Consider the following 19,061-nt stretch of genomic DNA (forward strand, 5'->3'; position numbering starts at 1 on the left):
AGCATTGATCCCCGGCGGCAGCCGGTGTCACTTCTTTCCAGGGGGGGCAACTCGTGAGTACCCAAACCGCTAGCCGCCGAGCCAACCGGCCGGCCGAAAGGAAACGGTGGGCCTGGCCGTGGATGGAAAGCATCGCGGCTCTGCTGATGCTTGCCGGGGTTCTGGTCTTCATGTACCCCTCAACGGCTGCCTGGTTCTCGCAAAAGGAGCAGTCCCGGGTCACCGGCACCGCTCTTGAATCCTTGGGCGAGGGGGGCCAGCAGGAGGAGCAAGAATGGGACATGGCCCTGGCCCAGGCCCAGGAATACAACCAGGCGCTCAACAGCGGCGCGGTGTACCGTTCCAACGAGAATATTGCGCATGGAGAGACCGGGCAGCGGATTGCCGGCTATGACTATGAGCAGCTTTTGAACACCGGTGGCAGCGGCTTCATGGGCCGATTGCTGTACGAACGCCTGGAGATCGATCTGCCCATCTATCACGGGACCTCCATGGAAACCCTGGAGCGTGGAATAGGCCACCTTGAAGGAACCTCGTTGCCGGTAGGAGGCACTGACACAAGATCCGTGCTGACCGCCCACCGCGGCTTGCCAGAGGCAACACTTTTCACGCATCTGGATGATGCGGAAATCGGCGATACTTTCACGGTGTCACTGCTTGATCAGGTGCTCACCTACCGGGTCTCTGAAATGCTGGTGATCGATCCTGAAGAGACGCAATCGATCCTGCCAGTGCCCGGTGAAGACATGATTACGTTGGTGACCTGTACTCCTCTGGGAATTAATAGCCATCGCATCCTGGTTAATGCGGTGCGAGTCACACCTACGCCAATTGGTGATGAAATAGCAGCACGTGAAGCCCCGCATCTGCCAGGCTTCCCATGGTGGATGGTGATCCTCGGAGGAGTCGCCTCGTTCTGCGGCCTGTTCATCTGGCAGGCAGGGCGCGCGTTGGCGGCGAAGCGCAACAAGAATTCTGAGGCTAGCGGCGAAGCAGGGTAGATAGATTGCGGGGAAACCAGCTACGGTGGCCGTGGTCGAAGACCGTGCGCCACGGAACTTGTTACACCGGGCAACTGGCTGATCCCGGGCCTCGTGAAGCACCGCCCATAGCGCGGAATACGGGTATTCTAGACCTTTAGTGAAAGTTTTCACAAAGTGACGCGAGAGGCGCGTAATATGCACGAATTCGACGGGATCCACCGGCGTCCGGCGCTAGGCTAGAACATGTTGGCGGCTATCAACGATCGCCAATATGCAAGCATCAGCCCTATGAAATCGCAAAGGTGCCACACCCGTGTCTGACAACAAGCCCATCGTACTTCTGGCCGAACAACTTTCCCCAGCGACAGTTGCTGCCCTCGGCCCCGACTTTGAAATTCGTCAGACTGACGGGGCGGACCGCTCTCAGCTCCTCGCCGCCATTGCCGATGTCGATGCAATCCTTGTCCGCTCTGCCACCCAGGTAGATGCCGAGGCAATTGCAGCGGCCAAGAACCTCAAGGTCATCGCCCGTGCAGGCGTTGGCCTGGACAACGTGGACATCAAGTCCGCGACCCAGGCTGGTGTCATGGTGGTCAATGCTCCGACCTCCAACATCATCTCCGCAGCCGAGCTGACCGTCGGCCACATCGTATCGCTGGCCCGTCGCATCCCGGCCGCGAATGCCTCGCTGAAGAACGGCGAATGGAAGCGTAGCTCCTTCACCGGTGTAGAGCTGTTCGAGAAGAAGGCCGGCATCATCGGCCTGGGCCGCATCGGCGCGTTGGTCGCGGCTCGCTTGCAGGGCTTCGGCATGGAAATCGTCGCCTATGATCCATACGTCACCCCAGCACGCGCGGCTCAGCTTGGTGTCACCCTGCTGACCCTGGACGAGCTTCTGGAGCAGGCCGATTTCATCACCATCCACATGCCAAAGACCCCGGAGACCCTGGGCATGCTGGGCAAGGACGCCTTCAGCAAGATGAAGGACACCGCTTACGTGGTCAACGTTGCCCGCGGTGGCCTGGTGGATGAGGCCGCTCTGTATGAAGCACTGAAGAACAAGGAGATCGCCGGCGCCGGAATTGACGTTTTCGTCAAGGAGCCAAGCACCGATCTCCCATTCTTCGAATTCGACAACGTTACCGTCACTCCGCACCTCGGTGCCTCCACCGATGAAGCTCAGGAAAAGGCCGGCGTATCCGTCGCCAAGTCCGTTCGACTGGCATTGTCGGGCGAATTGGTGCCGGATGCAGTCAACGTGGCCGGTGGCGTCATCGATGAGAATGTGCGCCCAGGCATCCCGCTGATTGAAAAGCTGGGTCGCATCTTCAACGCATTGGCTGTTGGATCGTTGACCAGCATTGACGTTGAGGTCGCCGGCGAAATCGCTGAGCTTGATGTCAAGGCATTGGAGCTCTCGGCGCTCAAGGGTGTGTTCATGGATGTCGTCTCGGAGCAGGTCTCCTACGTCAACGCTCCAGTTCTTGCAGAACAGCGAGGCGTGGCCACGCGTTTGATCACCACCCCGGATTCGCCGGAATTCCGCAACCAGCTGACCATCAAGGGCTCAACCAACGAAGGCACTCAGCTTGCCGTGGCTGGCACCCTGACCGGTCCAAAGCAGATTGAAAAGCTTGTTGGCATCAACGGTCACGAAATTGAAATCCCAATCTCTGATCACATGATCGTCGTTCGTTACGCCGACCGTCCAGGCGTCGTTGGCTCCCTGGGCAACGTTCTGGGCGAGCAGGGCGTGAATATTGCCGGGATGCAGGTTTCCCGCGATGAGAAGAAGTCCGAAGCCCTGGCGGTCATCAGCATTGACTCGGCGCTCCCTGCTGGCGTACTCGACGTGGTTGGCGCCGCCATCGGCGCCAGCGTTGCTCGCGAGATCAACCTCGAGGACTGATCACGAAGCTACCTGTTCAGCATGCTTGCCTTGAGACAGGATCCGGGACAGGTTCCTGAACTGGCCGGCCAGGTCCTGAACTACTGATCTATAGATAAAGCTACCCGCGTCAGCGGGTAGCTTTATCTATAGGCGGGGGAGTGCGGAACGAGAGCGGCACACAGATAGTCTTCCACTTGATGATTGCATGTTCTCCTGTGTATCCCTCGAGCAAGGTATCGACGCCCGACATCTGCTTGTTGCCTGACGACTCGAAACGTGCGGCATGGGGACCTGGCATTAGCGACTATCTGCTATATGAATTCACGGGAATCGCAAGGTAAATTGCAGGTAAACAAAAGATTGAATTTAGGTATTCACTAATCAGAAGTGGTTAGTAAATTAGCTGACGTCTTTTTATTGAGATAAACTTGATTCGATATGAGGGAAGAATCAAGAGACGAAACGGAAACCGTCGAGGCGAGTTTCGAGCCGTCGGACACTGCTATTGTGATCGTTACTTACAACCGATCGCATCTCCTTGATCGACTCCTGACTAGTATCCAAGTGATGGATCCAGCGCCCGGTCATGTAGTTATCATCGACAATGCCTCCGCCGACGATACGCACGAGATTGTCGAAAAACACGAAGCTGAACTCGATGCAAAAGTCATTTATAAGAAGCTGGCAACAAATACCGGCGGAGCCGGTGGATTCCACACCGGAGTCAAGACCGCCTATGAAATTGGTGCCACTTGGATCTGGATGATGGACGACGACGTTGAGGTCATACCCAATGGACTGGGTCGCCTCGGCCACTGGTCGCAGCGTTTCAAAGTCATCCAAGGGCGACGCTATGACTACGATGGCAGCGAATTCTATTGGCAATATCGAATCTCAGACAAGCTTGCCATCCCCATTCCGTTCGCACCCAGCGACTTTGATGCCACTGGCTATCGGGAGATGAACTCAGGCTGTTTCGAGGGAATGTTTATCCATCGCGATGTAATACGTCGAATCGGACTCCCTGATCCCCGCTTCTTCATCTACTGGGATGATCAGCTCTACGGCTGGCTGGCCTCAAGAATCACGACTGCGGTTATTGTCAATGAATTCGTTCTTCGACGCACGCGGGACATCCGCCAGCTCGATTTGGGCATCCGCCATTTCAATGCGTCGAGCGATCCTTACCGTTACTACATTATGCGCAACCGCGCGATACTCAAGCAGTACTATCGTGCGCACGGCATGTGGCATCCAGGGGCATTCGCCCTGGGCACGGCTCTGACGTTCGGCAAGGAAATCCTGCGGCTGCTCTTGGTGGAAAAGACAATTCGAGGCACGTCGAACCTCTTTAGGGGAATCCGCGATGGCCACCAGATCGCCATGGACAAGACTTGGGAGCCCATGGCTCCGTTGGAAGCCCACCCGCAAAACCAGCATCAACAGCACAACTGAAGAACTGCGTTTGAGAGTCAGTATCGGACGCCCTAAGGGCACCGACGTCCAGGTTGATCCTCGCGCAGTAGCCAGGAAAACAATCTGTCAGAAGCAGCTCATGCAAGAAAAGTGGCAGCGTTCGCGGATGCGAACGCTGCCACTTTTCGGTGCGTTACTGCGAGACCTTCAGGCCCAGGGCAATCTGCGAGATCTGGTTATCCCACATCGATAGCGCTGAACCGATGGCCATGTGCATATCCAGATACTGGTAGGTGCCCAGGCGGCCGCCGAAGAAGACGTTCTCTTCCTTCTTGGCGAGCTCACGGTAGGCCAGCAGGCCAGTGCGGTCCTCAGGAGTATTCACCGGGTAATAAGGCTCGTCGTCGCGTTCAGCGAAGCGCGAGAACTCGCGCATGATGACGGTCTTGTCCGTAGGGTAGCTGTCCTTGCGTTCCGGGTGGAAATGCTTGAACTCATGGATTCGGGTGAATTCCACATCGGCATCCGGATAGTTCATCACCGGGGTGCCCTGGTAATCGCCTACGTTCAAAACTTCTTCTTCAAAGTCCAAGGTGCGCCAGGACAAGTTGCCTTCGCTGTAGTCGAAGTAGCGGTCGATTGGACCGGTGTAGACAATTGGCATCTTGCCAACCAAGGCTTCCTTGTTGAAGGGCTGGCTGGTATCGAAGAAGTCGGTGTTCAGCTGAACGGTGATGTTTGGGTGCTCTGCCATCCGCTCGATCCAGGCGGTGTAGCCGTCAACCGGCAACCCCTCGTACTTGTCATTGAAGTAACGATTGTCGTAGTTGTAGCGCACCGGGAGCCGGCTAACGATATCTCCCGAGAGCTTTTCGGGGGAGGTCTGCCACTGCTTAGCGGTGTAGTGAGCGAAGAAGGCCTCGAACAACGGGCGACCTACGAGGGCGATGCCCTTCTCGTAGAAATTCTTGGCGCTGTCTACCTCGAATTCCCCTGCCTGTTCTTTGACCACGGCTCGTGCCTCGTCAGGGGTGTATGCGGCATTGAAGAACTGGTTGATAGTGTGCAGATTTACAGGGAGAGCAAAGGTCTGGTTGTTATGCGTCGAGTAAACGCGGTGTTCGTAATTGGTGAAGCTGGTGAAGCGATTCACGTACTCCCAGACTCGTTCATTCGAGGTGTGGAAGAGGTGGGCTCCGTATCGGTGAACTTCGATGCCGGTCTCTGGTTCTGCTTCGCTGTAGGCGTTTCCGCCAATGTGCGAGCGCCTGTCGATGACGGTGACCTTGAGACCTGCATCGGCAGCCCGTTCTGCAATCGTTAGACCAAAGAAACCGGACCCGACAACTAATAATTCTGTATCCATAGATGCTATCTATTCATTGCGCAGTAACCGGCTACCGTATTGAACGTTAACGGAAGGTGTATTTCGCTCTAACAAATAGCTATATCAAGGAATTTCAAAGGTCGTGGAATTGATTTATTGATAGCGTAGTTACTCGCGACCAGCAATTCGCCTGATATCGGCCCGTCGTAGCAGTGCCCCGTTCTTCTAGGGACGAAAGGGCAACCCCGCGGAACCGCTCGCCGGTTGCGCGCTAGTTAATGCATGATGCGTAAGACAAGGAATGAGGAATTTCCCCTTGGTGGATCCGAAGAACAAGTATGATGTAGCCGTCCTCGGATGGTGGTACGGCAAAAATTACGGATCAATTCTGACTTACTACGGTCTGAATCGCGCCATCGAAAATCTCGGACGTTCGGTACTTATGGTTCATGAACCACTGGGCTACAACGGCTTCCGAGTGCGTTGGCCAGACGACATCCTGTCTATGGATTTCGCTCGCCGAACCGGTTACCAGTACACCGAGCAGATGCATTACTCGCAGCTCGGAAAGCTCAATGAGCTGGCAGATACTTTTGTTGTCGGAAGCGACCAGCTGTGGAACCCGCTCATCGGCCGCGTCAACGATGATCTCTTCCTGGACTTCGTGGCTCCAGACCGCAACCGCGTAGCCTATGGCACGTCGTTCGGTAATCGCGGAACCGAGAAGTTCAAGCCAGAATTCATAGCCAAGCACGCCCAGAACCTGCAGAAGTTCAAAGCCATCTCGGTTCGAGAAAACTACGGAATTGATACCGCTCGCAACATCTTCGGTGCCAAAGCAGAGCTGGTTGTTGACCCAGTGTTCCTGCTGGACCAGAACCACTACAGCGAGCTAGCTGCGAAGGCAACGATCTCTCCAGTAGGCCAGTACATGGCCGTCTTCTTCCTGGATCCAACTCCAGAGAAGAAATCCACGGCACTGGCCATTCTCGAAAAGACTGGACTGGAAAGGATCCTGGTGATCTGCAATCCGGATGAGGGACGCACAGCTGCCAAGGAGATCTGGGCTGACGAACCACGCGCAGAAATTATCGAGAGCGATTCGCCGGAAAACTTCCTGCGTGGTTACAAGGATTCCAGCTACGTGATCACCGACAGCTTCCATGGAAGCGCATTCTCGGTCATCTTCGAGAAGCCATTCTCCTCGATCTACAACAACAAGCGTGGCGCCGACCGGTTCAAGAACCTTCTGTCGTCCCTCGGCTTCGGTGACACCCGCCGCGTCTACGAGAGCGATACCACCGAGACCATCAACGCCAATGACAATGTCTCACTGGATATCGATTTCACCAAGGCGCGCAACTACATCCAGAGTGGCCGCAAGACTTCCCTCGAATGGTTGAACGCGGCACTGGACCCGGCGGTCAAATCATCAGCTGCCCTTGACAATGGCAAGGCCGTGAATGACGCTGCAAGCGCCTCGGTGCAGAGCCACACGCTTGATCTTGATTTCTCGGCAAATAGCGACATCTGGGCTATCACCAAGGGCAAAGACGGCGTATCACTGAGCGTCGGGAAGGATAAGGACCTGCGCGGAAAGCATGTCTGGACTGATCTGCCAGAACCATTGACGCTTGGCTCCCGCAAGCGCCTGAAGATCCAGTGGGCTCCAACCACCAAGACCAATAGCATCAACGTACACCTGCGCAATCCGCAGTCCGGTACGTTCAAGGTCATCGGCAAGGCAGACGTCGCCGAGGCTTCCGGCAACCTGCGCACCGATGAATTCGAGTTCTCGGTAGCTGAAGCCGGCCTGAGCCAGATCATGCTCGGTGCCCTGCACTTCACCGGTCCCCAGGCCGGCGCCCAGGTTCATGAGATCTCCATTACGGATATCAAGCCCAAGGCACCAGCCGCCCCAGCCACACCAGCGAAGTCTAATGACGACATCGTTGACGGGTTCTCGAAGCAAGCACGTCGTTTGGCGCTGCATGACTTCGAATCCCAGGTCCGGTCATTCAGCCGTGGCCGCTCGGCGGATTCCGTCACAGGAATCCGTGCCCGCATGTTCTTCCACGCCCACGCCATTGAAAAGGGCCTGACCCACAGCAACTTCCGTCCAGGCTTCGGTCGCATCGCCATCCCTGGACTCGCCAAGGAAATGAATGCCTGGATCACCCGGGGCCTCGACACCAATGACACCATCGTGCAGAGCTCGGCTTCGGTGATGAAGGCCTACTTTGCCCGCAACGAGGAAACCAATACGGATGTCTCGCAATTCCGCAAGCTGTTCTCGGCACAGGCGCTGGAAGTCATCGCCAATGGCCGAGTAGGCGAGGGTGGCGCATTCCCGGCCGCGAATCACCGTGAAGATCCGGTAGAGACTCCGAATGATGACCGCGCGTTCATGGACGTGATGTACGGGCGTCGAAGCGTACGGGAGTTCGTCGATACTCCAGTTGACGACGCAGCCATTTCGTCCGCCGTGCAGATTGCGATGCAGTCGCCATCCGTCTGCAGTCGTCAGGGTGCACGTGTTCACCAGTTTGATGACCCGGAAACCATCAAGCAGCTTTTGGAAGTGCAGGGTGGATTCTTTGGATTCAAGGCACCGCCTCGGCTGCTGCTGGTGACCGCAGACCTGGATGCGTTCCTCTTCGCTCCAGAACGCAATCAGCCATTCGTTGACGGGGGACTGTTTATGATGTCCCTGCTACTTGGACTGACCCAGATGGAGCTCGGCTCGTGCTTGCTGAACACCGCCATGGGCGTGGAGAAGGAACAGCAGATCCGGAACATCGTCGATATTCCAGAAAACGAAGTATTCATCGCATTCGTGGCTGTCGGCAACTTCGACAAGAACGTTCTGGTTCCTCGCTCCAAGCGAGTTGAAGCAGACAGCATTCTGAAGCGACACGCATAGATCGTAAACCCGGTTAGGAACGTAGCAAGAGTATGACGATGCCAGCAACATTTGAACAGGAACAGATCGAAGGACCTGACATGACCGAGTCAAGCACCTCCTACCCCGTACAACCGGGAATCTGGCTGCAGGCCGGAATCTCGACGGAGCAGGAAGCGCACTTTCATGTGTACGGTCCGGTGGGCATCTCGCTCAGCCGAGGCGTGGCCGAATTCGCCCCGGGCGGCCTGCTCTCCACGAGCACGTACTACAACGTGTTCAACTACGGAAAGTGGAGAAGGATCTGTGGAAACCTTCCACTGGAACTCCAGCTCAAGGGCCACGGACGCTACCAGCTGAATGTCTTCCAGGCTGACCGCCATAAGTCATGGCACAAGATTGTCAGTGAAGTCGTCACCCTCGATGGCCTGTACCGCCAGCCGGTGGTCATCGACGAGTCGACCTCTGATGAGTCCTTGCTGTTCTTCGACCTGATGGCGCTAAAGGACGGCGAGCTGGAAGACTTCGCGTGGGCAACTACGGCAACGCCAGTACGCACGCCGGATCTGATGCTTTCGGTAACGACTTTCCGGCGTGAAGCCGAAGTTGAGAACACGATCACTCGTTTCCGTGAATTCCGCGCAACTTCCGAGATCAAAGAGCACATCAGCATGACTGTGGTTGATAACGGCAATTCGCTGAAAGTTGATGACGGTGACGGGGTTCGGGTCATTGCCAACGAAAATCTCGGTGGCGCCGGTGGCTTCACTCGCGGCTTGCTGCGGGCCCGAGAAATCGGAGCAACCCACTGCCTATTCATGGATGATGACGCTTCCATTCAGATGGAAGCTCTATCACGCACTTGGTGGCTGCTGGCCTTCGCGAAGGACCCACGGACCGCAGTAGCCGGCTCGATGATCAACGCATCGCACCGCTGGCAAATCTGGGAAAACGGCGCTGAATTCGAGCTTGGTTGCAAGCCCCGTTATCACGGCCTTGATCTTCGCTCGCGCGACGCCGTCTTCAACATGGAATACGAGACGACCGCGCCAGCGCCAGAAGATCTGTATGCCGGCTGGTGGTTCTTCGCCTTCCCGATTGATCAGGTGCAGCACCTGCCGTTCCCATTCTTCGTGCGTGGTGATGACGTAAGTTTCTCGCTAGTCAATGACTTCGACATCGTGTCATTGCCAGGTGTTGCTTCGGTCCAGGAAAACTTTACCGACAAGGCATCTCCCATGACCTGGTACCTGGACTTCCGCAGCCACTTGGTACACCACTTGTCACTGCCAGAGAAGCAGCGTTCTTGGTTGGAGCTGCAGCAGATGGTGGCCAGCTTCTACATGCGAAACGTCATGAGGTTCCACTACGACACTCTCTCCGCCATCAACCTGGCGTTTGAGGATGTGCTTCGTGGACCGAAGTTCTTTGACAAGCATGCCGATATGGCACGACGGCGGGCCGATCTTAAAGCGCTCACCAAAGACGAAGCGTGGAAGCCAGTTCAAGAACGACCAAGCGAACTGCACGGAGAAAAGCCACGCTATTCACGCGGGCTGCTCCTGGCAACTCTGAACGGTCACTTGTTGCCACTGGGCAAGGAAGCTGACTCGAATCTGACGCTGTCATCGCCTTTCCGTGATGACTACCGGAAGGTTTACGGGGCTAAGGAGATCACTTATCTCAACGCTGATCAGTCCTCGGCGTACGTGGTTCGCCGAAATCAGAAAAAGTTCTGGCGAGAGTCTTTGCGTTTGGTACGAAACACGATGCGTTTGCGTTCAGCCTACGATGAGAACATCCGGTTGTGGCGGGATGGCTATGATCAGCTGACCTCGGACTCTTACTGGACTGACAAGTTGAATCTTACGCATAAGAGGCAACATTAGAATTAGGACAATAATCTTCGGTGTTGGTTTAGATGAGAACCCCTATTAGGAGTTCCTGTGGAAGACAAATCTTTTCAGAACCAACACCGAAGATTAGTACATTCTAGAGCGATTAGTCCAAAATTGAAACAACATGATCAGGCGAAGTCACTGCTGGATAATCGTATGTCAACACTAATTACCTAGGCCAAATTAGTTACAATAAAGATTTACAGATTCGACCTTGCAGTAGACAGTAACTCATCCCAGTGAATCATTCTAACTTCGAGAGAGTCGACGATATGATGGTCGAATTTTGAGGGAATGAATCTTGGATGGATCATTTCGGTTACATTATTTACCAAATGATCATTAATGTCGAAATAATTGACTCCGGTCTCTGCGCAGCGAATTGAAAGTTTCTGGTTGAAATCTCGCGCTAAATCAGATCGCATAATATCCGACATGTAGTTGTCGTTTAACCTCGAGATGATAGATTCACGACGTTGCTTGTCATCCGGTGAGTCCGAGAATCTCTCGGTCACTATCCGAGTGATATATTTGATCGCCTTTTTCCAGTCGTAGCACAACACTGGAAGGTTTATACCTTTGACAATCAACTTCGAATCGCGCAGATCCAAAGTTTCTATGTACTCGAAATACCTTTCAACGAAGTAATCGAGCCATTGCTCCGGCGACTTTGACGATTCTTGAACGAACTGTCGGAACGGCAGACCGAGCTCTACGTCCACCTGCCCGAGATTTAATACCAAGTAGTCGGGATTCTCTTCATTCTGCCACTTTTTGATATTTTGGCCCAGCTCAAGTGTCGAATTTAATTTCCCGACTCCGGAAACAGTGGACGCACTAACGACTTTAGTTACTCCTTTCACACCACGTAATGTCGGCATGAAAGCGCGGACCTGATTGGTAATGCCGAAATACTGTGTGTGCGAATCTCCGACAATTAAAAATTTCACGAGTTTTGTCTCCGGATTGATTTTGACTATTATGCTATTGGGCGTTTTTCATAACGAGTTTTAATTTGATTGCAAAGATTTGCACAATATATATCGATTGCCAATCTTCATGCGGGATTGCACTTATGGCTGAGTGCGCGGGGTAGAAGCGCCCGAAATTGGAAGCGAATTTCGCAGTTTGTCGAGGTCGATATTTAGTGAAGGTAACAATGCTTGTTTTGCGATTTCCTCAAGGGGCAGAGCACCCAAGTCGCTTTTCGAGACCGAAACACGGGCAATGTCGTTGCCTTCTAAACAGGAGAAGAAGTCTTTGAACTTAAAATCCTTGCCCGTTAGCTGCTGGTCCTCGACATCCAACCAGACCCAGGGCACTCCGTAGGCCTGAGCTGTAATAAGCCCATGCAAGGATGATGAAACAACAACATTTCCTGCCGAAATTTCAGGTATGACGTTTCGAATGTCTTGTCTCACATCGATGACTTGGCAGTCTCCTAAGCCGACACTGCCAGCCAAGACTGGAGCTCGGTGTACATAGTGAGGAACCAGAGAAATATTATGAGTCTTAGTTGAGGGTTTCTGAATCATGTCGGGCATGAGCAGAGCAGGATCTCCATAAATGTCAGGAACATCCCATCCAATAGATTCAACAAGATGCTGTTGAGTCAGCTTTCCTCTTACCGCATGAATTTTTACACCCTTAAGCTGCTTGCGGACCAAGACTTCATCGTGGGTAAATGGCTTGATTAGTCCGCTTCCCCACACATCAACGTTGTTGCGCTTAAACCACCCAGCTACTGAACCGACGGTGTAGAGGATTCGCGTTGAGTTGCCTTGCCGATTGCCTTGAATAGGTTGACGGCCGGTCATGTGATTAAGGAGATGAGGGCCAATCCAGTCACCGAAATTGAGAGTCCCTGATGACCAATAGGTGTTTACGGTCGTAGTCTGAGGGTAGTGTCCGTATTCTTCCTGGCTACGAAATGACAACACCAGTTGGGCTGCTTGCACCATCATGTCTACTAGGTCTTGATATTTAACATCCATGCCTAAAGCATGAATCTCTTTCCCATCTGAAGTGAATGTGATCGTTGTGTCGATGACCAAGAAATCGTGCAACCAACGCAACGAGCCACTACTAAGACCAGTTAGACCAACAGTGAAGCTACCATCTTCGTTCGCCACTGAACGTACGGTGACGTTAGAACCCATCATTGGAACTCTCGCGGACACAGCATTTTCGGAAGAATCAAATCTGCTAAACAAGCGACCTGCTTGACTATCGTTTGCCAAGCGTGCAGCGACAGCTTTCATCGCAGCTTCGTTTGTTCTCATGATTGAATCCTAAAACTAGTGACTTGTGTATACATTGCTCTGGTCGAAGTCGCCCGTCAGAGTTTGGAATACTATCAAGCTGTCGAGCCTCAAAGGCTGATGAGCAACTAGAAAGTAGGCGGCGCTTACCTGAGCGCATCCCATTCTACGGCAATGCTGGCGTAATCTGAGATGATCACTCCCTTGTAATTTCGTATTTCCTTTATCGTCATATCGAACCAAGCCAGAGCCGGAAATTTACTATATGTAATCGAGGATATCAACACGTCTGAATCGAAAAGTTTCCAGCCGCTGCCGCGCCACGGTATCCTTGACTGCAGTAACAACTGAGTCAGCGGATCAATACTGTGACTTGGATTTAGATGGACCACAGGCGGTAAAGGAATACTTTTGTGAACGTAATTGCTAAAAAAGCCAAACGATTCGGTGCCAAGGTCAACCGTAAGGTTCAATCACGAATCGACGAGGTAAACCGTAAACAGAACAAGAAGAAGTCCCTAAAAAGCCTACGTGAAACGAACGTCCGTTCCGATCTCATGCTACTCCCAGCTTCTGGCGAACAGATGCTGTTCCGAGTAACGCATAAGTTAAACCTCAGCAAAATTCACGCGGATTCACGATCTTGTATGCAGAAAATTTTGGAAGAGGAGGGAATGATTCATTGGGAATTTCCAACCAAAGCTAATGTTGCGTCAACGATTCATACTCTTCAGACTAATCAGAATCGTTTGCTAACAATTTTAAAGAACAGGCCTGAGTTTTCACATTGGTATTTTCAGTATATTAAGCAAGACGGTAAACCTGCTGGTGCGCCCAGACTGGTCAGAGAAATCAATGGAACAACTAAGTTTGACGCCGTACGTCTATATGAACGCGTCGCATTCAGTCCAACATCAAATTTTCGATCTGGCTCATCGCAAGGTGTTCTCCTAAGCTTTTGGACCGAGGCTCAGTTGGGATCCAATGAAAGCGTCGATTCTGATGGTTACTCTGAAACAATTGAACAAGTAATTGTGGCGCCGATCTGGAATGAAAACGCTACATTGTTGCCAAACCCAGTCTCGCGACAGGAAGAGTTTCATAATTCACTTGAAAAGGCAATGAAGACACTGTCGACTCAAGTCGATTTCGCCATAGACGCTGTTTATACTTGGGTCGACGGTTCCGATAATGTGTGGCAGGCACAGAAAGCAAGCGCATTGAACGTTCTAGACGCAGAGGAATTCGTCGATGAAGCTGTCTCCGATGCTAGGTTTGCTGATCATGACGAATTAAAGTACAGCCTGCGATCGATTGCTCAATTCGCTCCTTGGATTCGTAAAATCTGGATCGTTTCGGCTGGACAAACTCCAAAGTGGTTGAATATGAATAATCCACGAGTCGAAGTCGTTTCGCACGAAGACATATGGCCCGATGAAGTAGGGTTGCCAAACTTCAACTCACACGCTATTGAATCAAATTTGCACCGAATCAAAGGATTAGCGGATCATTATTTGTATTTCAATGACGATTTTTTCCTGACACGGCCTCTTGATCCTGGTGCGTTCTTCTTCGGCAATGGTTTGTCTAAGGTCTTCTTCTCACGAGCGATGGTTGAATTTACCGAAGTGTCAACGTTGGACAACGCTTCAAGCATTGCAGCGAAAAATGCTAGAACATTGTTGGATTCTAGAGGGTATCAACTATTCTCGAGAAAGTTCTTCCATACGCCAAGTGCACTGAACCGGAAAATTGTTGAGCAGGCTGAGTCTGAATTTCCAGATGCATTCGAAATCACGAGGTCTGCACAATTCCGAGACACGATGGATATCGCAGTCTCGGGATCATTCTATTTCAACTATGCATTGGCTACAGGTTCTGCTGTGCCTGGGCAGATCAAATATGACTATATCGATCCCGCCACGGAAAGTGGCCGGGACAGAATGAAACGAATGATCAATCGTCGCGACAAAGATTGTATCGTCATTAATGATGGCTCGACGCCCGAAACTGACGAAGAGCGTTTGAGAACAGATCGATTCATTCGTGAGTCTCTTGATCTTCTTCTTCCTGCCAAGAGCGAATTCGAGCTCTAGGATCGAGATAGTTCAGGAATTCTTTTAAGCCTACGGTGATATCATGTCACCGTAGGCTTGTTTTTTGTGAGTTACTCAAATAGGAAATTAATGAAGATTTTATCAATCATTCCTGATATCGGGCCAGGAGGCCTTACTGGTGCAGTCCTAAATAGGATTTCACTTCTTGCCGAGGCAGGGAACGACGCGTCGGTTGTTTTGTACCAGTTTATGCCAAATTTTAGACAGGATGTCGAATCCAAGAAGCAGCAGGGGCAACTCAATGAACGTGTTCATGTTCATAACCCCTATGACTATTTTGAGAAATTTTATTCTACCAGAAAGGGCTATACACCTGAGAGGATCACTTTCCCGTATCAATATATATCTCATGACTCGGAAGAAGTCATCGAATCATATTTCGACGATAGCTTACTTTTACAGGCCAAAGTTTTTAGATCAATTGAGTCTCGACGGCTCAACCGAATCCAGTTTTTTGACGAGTCTTCAACTCTTAGAAAAGAAGAATTTTATTTCGGGCAAAAATCTCCGGTAATTGTTCGGTCGTTTCGGAATGGATCCTTAACTACTGAGCGCTATTTGAGCCGAAATGGTTTTTGCTACCTGCGGCAGGAAGTAGATCCAACCAGTGGTAAATTCATCGGATTCTGGTCATGGACCCACAAGGGTGACCTTAAATTCTATAAAAGTATTTGGGACTGGAGAAGAGATTTCGTTAAAAATATCGTGTGCAAAGATTCCGCTCAAAACGTGATTTTGTGTGATGGAAACAATGTTCCACCGCAGTTCTTGAGAATGAAAAGTAATAGGTTTAGAGTGGTTCCAATCATTCACATGAATCACCGAGACGTCGATGGGAAGCTACGTCGTCACTATTCAGCTTATTTTGATAGAATCAATGAATTTGATTCCATAATTTGTCTGACGGATGGCCAGGCAACTGACTTGAAAAATGAATTTTCTGTAGAAGTTCCTATTTTTGTAATCCCCAATCGAATCAGGACTTCGGTTTCCGGGGTTATTGCTGCAAGAAATCGCGACTACGATGCCGTTCTCGTTTCTCGGCTAGAACCGGGGAAAGGTGTTGGGGATGCCGTCAGAGCTTTTAGGCATGTTGTTGATAAATTGCCAGATGCGAAGTTGGAAATATTTGGTTCTGGTAGTGAGCAAGAACTGATTGAAGGATTGATATCTCAATACGTTCTTTCTCAAAACGTTAAATTGCGTGGTGCTACCAATCGGCCGCTCCAGGAAATGGCGAATTCCAAGGTATTCATGTTTACCTCTGAAAGCGAAGGATTTGGACTAACAATTGCCGAGTCACTGTCTTCAGGAACTCCCGTAGTGTCCTTTGACTGTAAATATGGTCCTGCTTCTCTTATCGACAATAGTAAAACTGGTTTTCTGGTTAATAATAGAGATATAGAACAGATGGCTGGCCATGTAATTGACTTGCTTGAAAACGACTCATTGCTCGATCAGTTTTCCTTGTCAGCTATGGAATGGTTCAGTAAGAATCTATCTGATAATGCGATTTTAAATCGTTGGCTATATCTATTTTCTGAAATTGAGTCTAATTAGATTGCATTAAAGTGAGGGTTAAAGGAAAATGAACTATACTGCGATATTCATAGATGCCGGATTCTTGCTCTCATTAGGTGGTCATCGCGCCGCCGGGACGACTTTAAGGACGGCCTTTACAACGCACTATGAGTCGTTGGTGCGCGGCATAGTGCAGACGGTGAAGAAGAATACTGGCCTGAATAACCTGCGTGTTTACTGGTATGACGCATCTAAAGACGGACTGTTTACCGAGCAGCACAAGAGAATCGGACTGATACCGGGCGTGAAGGTGCGTTTGGGGCGGATCTCCTACAACGGTGAGCAAAAAGGCGTCGATCTACGTTTGGCTCTGGACCTAGTTGGAGTGGCAAGGAATCGGTCCGCCTCGATAGCCTACCTAGTATCCGGTGACGATGATCTTGCTGAAGCTGTAGAAGAGGCCCAAGACCTCGGCATGAAAGTGGTGCTTCTGGGCGTAGCCAAGTCTGAAAGTAGGCTGGGCGTCGCATCAGTTGCTGAGCATCTGGCTTTAACTGCCGATTATATCGAAACCATCCCCAATCAGTTGTTGGATAGCGCATTTACTAAAGTTTTGGAGTGGGACCAACGCCACTCCGAAGAGACCTCAATTATTGCTAACGCTCCAACCGAAGCACCTACTTCGATTGCACCCAAGCCTTTCGCTCCAACGCCTGCTGTAATGGCTCAAAAAACAACTGCGAAGACACACACTTCCACTGTGTCCAGCGCCGAAGTTATCTACTCAAGCGGTGGCGAGCAGCCGGGTTACAAAGGCAACGCTGCCTACGAGCAACAAGAACTTAAAGTGGCCGAAGAAATCGGTGCAAAGGTTGCCAAGTCTTGGCTTGCATTTACGACCCAGTCTGAAGTCGTTGAGCTCATGGCCGATAAGCCGCAACTGCCACCTGAAATCGATAGGACATTGCTGAAAGACTGTGCTCAAGTCCTTGGGGAATGGAAGACTGATCAACAGACCATCCGCCGAACCTTACGTAGTGCCTTCTGGGAGTATCTAGCAAAGATCATGTGACGAGTTAGCAACGACTTGAAGAACTCTAACTGACGCGAGCTAAGGTAAATTTGTAACGTGACTTCTCAGCAGAAACCCTTTTACATCACCACTGCCATTTCCTACCCGAACGGCACCCCTCATATCGGCCACGCTTACGAAGTAGTGGCGACCGACGTCATGGCTCGCTTCAAGCGACTAGATGGGCACGACGTTTTCTTCATGACCGGCACCGATGAGCACGGTCAGAAGATGATGCAGACAGCTGAAAAGCTGGGAATCACTCCGGCTCAGCTGGCCCAGCGTAACTCCGACGCGTTCCAGGTGATGAATGATGAATTGGGCACTAGCTACGACCGGTTTATCCGTACCACTGACGCAGACCACCACGCCGCGGCTCAGGAGCTGTGGCGCCGGATGGAGGCCAACGACGATATCTACCTGGATAAGTACGCCGGTTGGTATTCTGTACGCGACGAAGCCTTCTACACCGAAGAGCAAACCGAGGTCCGCGAGGACGGTATTCGATACGCCACCGAAACCGACACCGAAGTCACCTGGACTGAAGAAGAGTCCTACTTCTTCCGCCTTTCCAAGTACCAGGACAAGCTTCTCGCGTACTACAACGAAAACCCAGAATTCGGTGCGCCTCGTTCACGTTTTAATGAGGTTGTTCGATTTGTCGAGGGCGGGCTGACTGACCTTTCGATTTCCCGCACCACCTTTGACTGGGGTATCCCTGTACCGGGCAATGAAAAGCACGTGATGTACGTGTGGGTAGATGCATTGACTAATTACCTCACCGGCGTGGGTTTCCCTGATGTCGAGTCTGCATCATTCCAGAAGTACTGGCCGGCTGACGTTCACGTCATCGGCAAGGACATTTCACGGTTCCATGCCATCTACTGGCCTGCATTCCTGATGTCCGCCAAGCTTCCCTTGCCGAAGCGCGTGATGATCCATGGATTCCTTCACAACAACGGTGTCAAGATGTCCAAGTCATTGGGCAACACCGTTTCGCCTGATGACTTCGTGAACCGCTACGGCCTGGACCAGGTCCGGTACTTCTTCCTGCGCGAAGTTCCTTTCGGAGCCGACGGCAGCTATAACCACGAGACCATCGTCGCCCGTATCAATGGGGACCTCGCCAACAACTTCGGCAACCTCGCTCAGCGCTCGTTGTCGATGGTCGCCAAGAACTGCGGCGGGGTAGTACCTACGCCTGGTGAGTTGCTTGAAGCCGACCAGCAGATTCTTGATGCTGCCGGGAAGCTTCTAGAAGCCAACCGGGACGCATACTCGCGTCAGGAATTCAGCAAAGCTCTGGAAGCCGTTTGGCACGTATTGGGTGATACCAATGCGTACTTCGCGGAACAAGAGCCTTGGAAGCTGAAGAAGACTGATCCTGAGCGCATGGCCACGGTGCTTTACGTGACAATCGAAATCGTTCGCAAGGTCGCACTGCTTCTGCAACCGGTTCTGCCTCAGGCCATGACCGCCATGCTGAATTCTTTGGCGGTTGGCGAAGGGTCGGCCCGTACCTTCGAATACTTTGACACTGCTTTGGTTCCAGGCACCGAGTTGCCAGCGCCATCCCCAGTGTTCCCTCGATACGAGGAAGAAAAGTAGCCGAAGCTACCTAGGTAAGCTAGTTGCCGGCCAGGCAGAGAATGTGCGTTCTCTGCCTGGCCGGC

General features: G+C 51.9%; 12 protein-coding genes. 9 read left to right on the plus strand and 3 right to left on the minus strand.

Annotated features, from left to right (window positions below; translation table 11 throughout):
* Positions 1-53: 53 nt before the first annotated feature.
* The 3 genes from OF385_RS06670 (at position 54) to OF385_RS06680 (ending at position 4,329) form a co-directional block, all read left to right on the plus strand.
* Complete coding sequence (locus tag OF385_RS06670; RefSeq protein ID WP_264277559.1) at positions 54-1,001, plus strand: class C sortase; 948 nt, start codon at positions 54-56, stop codon at positions 999-1,001.
* Between the two features lie 295 nt (positions 1,002-1,296).
* Positions 1,297-2,892: a phosphoglycerate dehydrogenase gene (gene serA / locus OF385_RS06675; protein WP_264277560.1), complete on the plus strand. Its 1,596-nt coding sequence runs from the start codon at positions 1,297-1,299 to the stop codon at positions 2,890-2,892.
* A 420-nt stretch (positions 2,893-3,312) separates the two neighbouring features.
* Entirely contained in the window at positions 3,313-4,329 is a 1,017-nt protein-coding gene (locus OF385_RS06680) for a glycosyltransferase (RefSeq protein WP_264277561.1), read from the plus strand.
* 154 nt (positions 4,330-4,483) lie between these two features.
* Here OF385_RS06680 and glf read toward each other — a convergent pair whose 3' ends face one another.
* Positions 4,484-5,656, minus strand: coding sequence for a UDP-galactopyranose mutase (gene glf / locus OF385_RS06685; RefSeq protein ID WP_264277562.1), 1,173 nt, complete (start codon positions 5,654-5,656; stop codon positions 4,484-4,486).
* 280 nt (positions 5,657-5,936) lie between these two features.
* On the opposite strand from glf, the gene OF385_RS06690 reads away from it, so the two are divergent.
* A complete protein-coding gene (locus tag OF385_RS06690; RefSeq protein WP_264277563.1) occupies positions 5,937-8,540 on the plus strand; it encodes a polysaccharide pyruvyl transferase family protein in 2,604 nt (867 codons plus the stop codon).
* An 80-nt stretch (positions 8,541-8,620) separates the two neighbouring features.
* Positions 8,621-10,408, plus strand: a complete 1,788-nt coding sequence (locus tag OF385_RS06695; RefSeq protein WP_264277564.1) for a hypothetical protein — start codon at positions 8,621-8,623, stop codon at positions 10,406-10,408.
* 209 nt (positions 10,409-10,617) lie between these two features.
* Here the strand turns inward: OF385_RS06695 and OF385_RS06700 are convergent, their stop codons facing one another.
* Both OF385_RS06700 and OF385_RS06705 read right to left on the minus strand, forming a co-directional pair.
* A complete protein-coding gene (locus OF385_RS06700; RefSeq protein WP_264277565.1) occupies positions 10,618-11,367 on the minus strand; it encodes a hypothetical protein in 750 nt (249 codons plus the stop codon).
* A 123-nt stretch (positions 11,368-11,490) separates the two neighbouring features.
* Entirely contained in the window at positions 11,491-12,699 is a 1,209-nt protein-coding gene (locus OF385_RS06705; RefSeq protein ID WP_264277566.1) for a polysaccharide pyruvyl transferase family protein, read from the minus strand.
* Positions 12,700-13,091: 392 nt separating this feature from the next.
* On the opposite strand from OF385_RS06705, the gene OF385_RS06710 reads away from it, so the two are divergent.
* The 4 genes from OF385_RS06710 (at position 13,092) to metG (ending at position 18,996) form a co-directional block, all read left to right on the plus strand.
* Positions 13,092-14,774, plus strand: coding sequence for a Stealth CR1 domain-containing protein (locus tag OF385_RS06710; RefSeq protein WP_264277567.1), 1,683 nt, complete (start codon positions 13,092-13,094; stop codon positions 14,772-14,774).
* 90 nt (positions 14,775-14,864) lie between these two features.
* The gene (locus OF385_RS06715; RefSeq protein WP_264277568.1) at positions 14,865-16,355 is read left to right on the plus strand and encodes a glycosyltransferase; all 1,491 of its coding nucleotides are present in this window, start codon (positions 14,865-14,867) and stop codon (positions 16,353-16,355) included.
* Between the two features lie 28 nt (positions 16,356-16,383).
* Positions 16,384-17,388 (plus strand): NYN domain-containing protein, encoded by a 1,005-nt coding sequence (locus tag OF385_RS06720; protein ID WP_264277569.1) that lies wholly within the window; start codon positions 16,384-16,386, stop codon positions 17,386-17,388.
* Positions 17,389-17,445: 57 nt separating this feature from the next.
* Entirely contained in the window at positions 17,446-18,996 is a 1,551-nt protein-coding gene (gene metG / locus OF385_RS06725) for a methionine--tRNA ligase (RefSeq protein WP_264277570.1), read from the plus strand.
* The last annotated feature ends 65 nt before the right edge of the window (positions 18,997-19,061 follow it).

The sequence above is a fragment of the Glutamicibacter sp. JL.03c genome (assembly GCF_025854375.1).
Lineage (GTDB): Bacteria > Actinomycetota > Actinomycetes > Actinomycetales > Micrococcaceae > Glutamicibacter.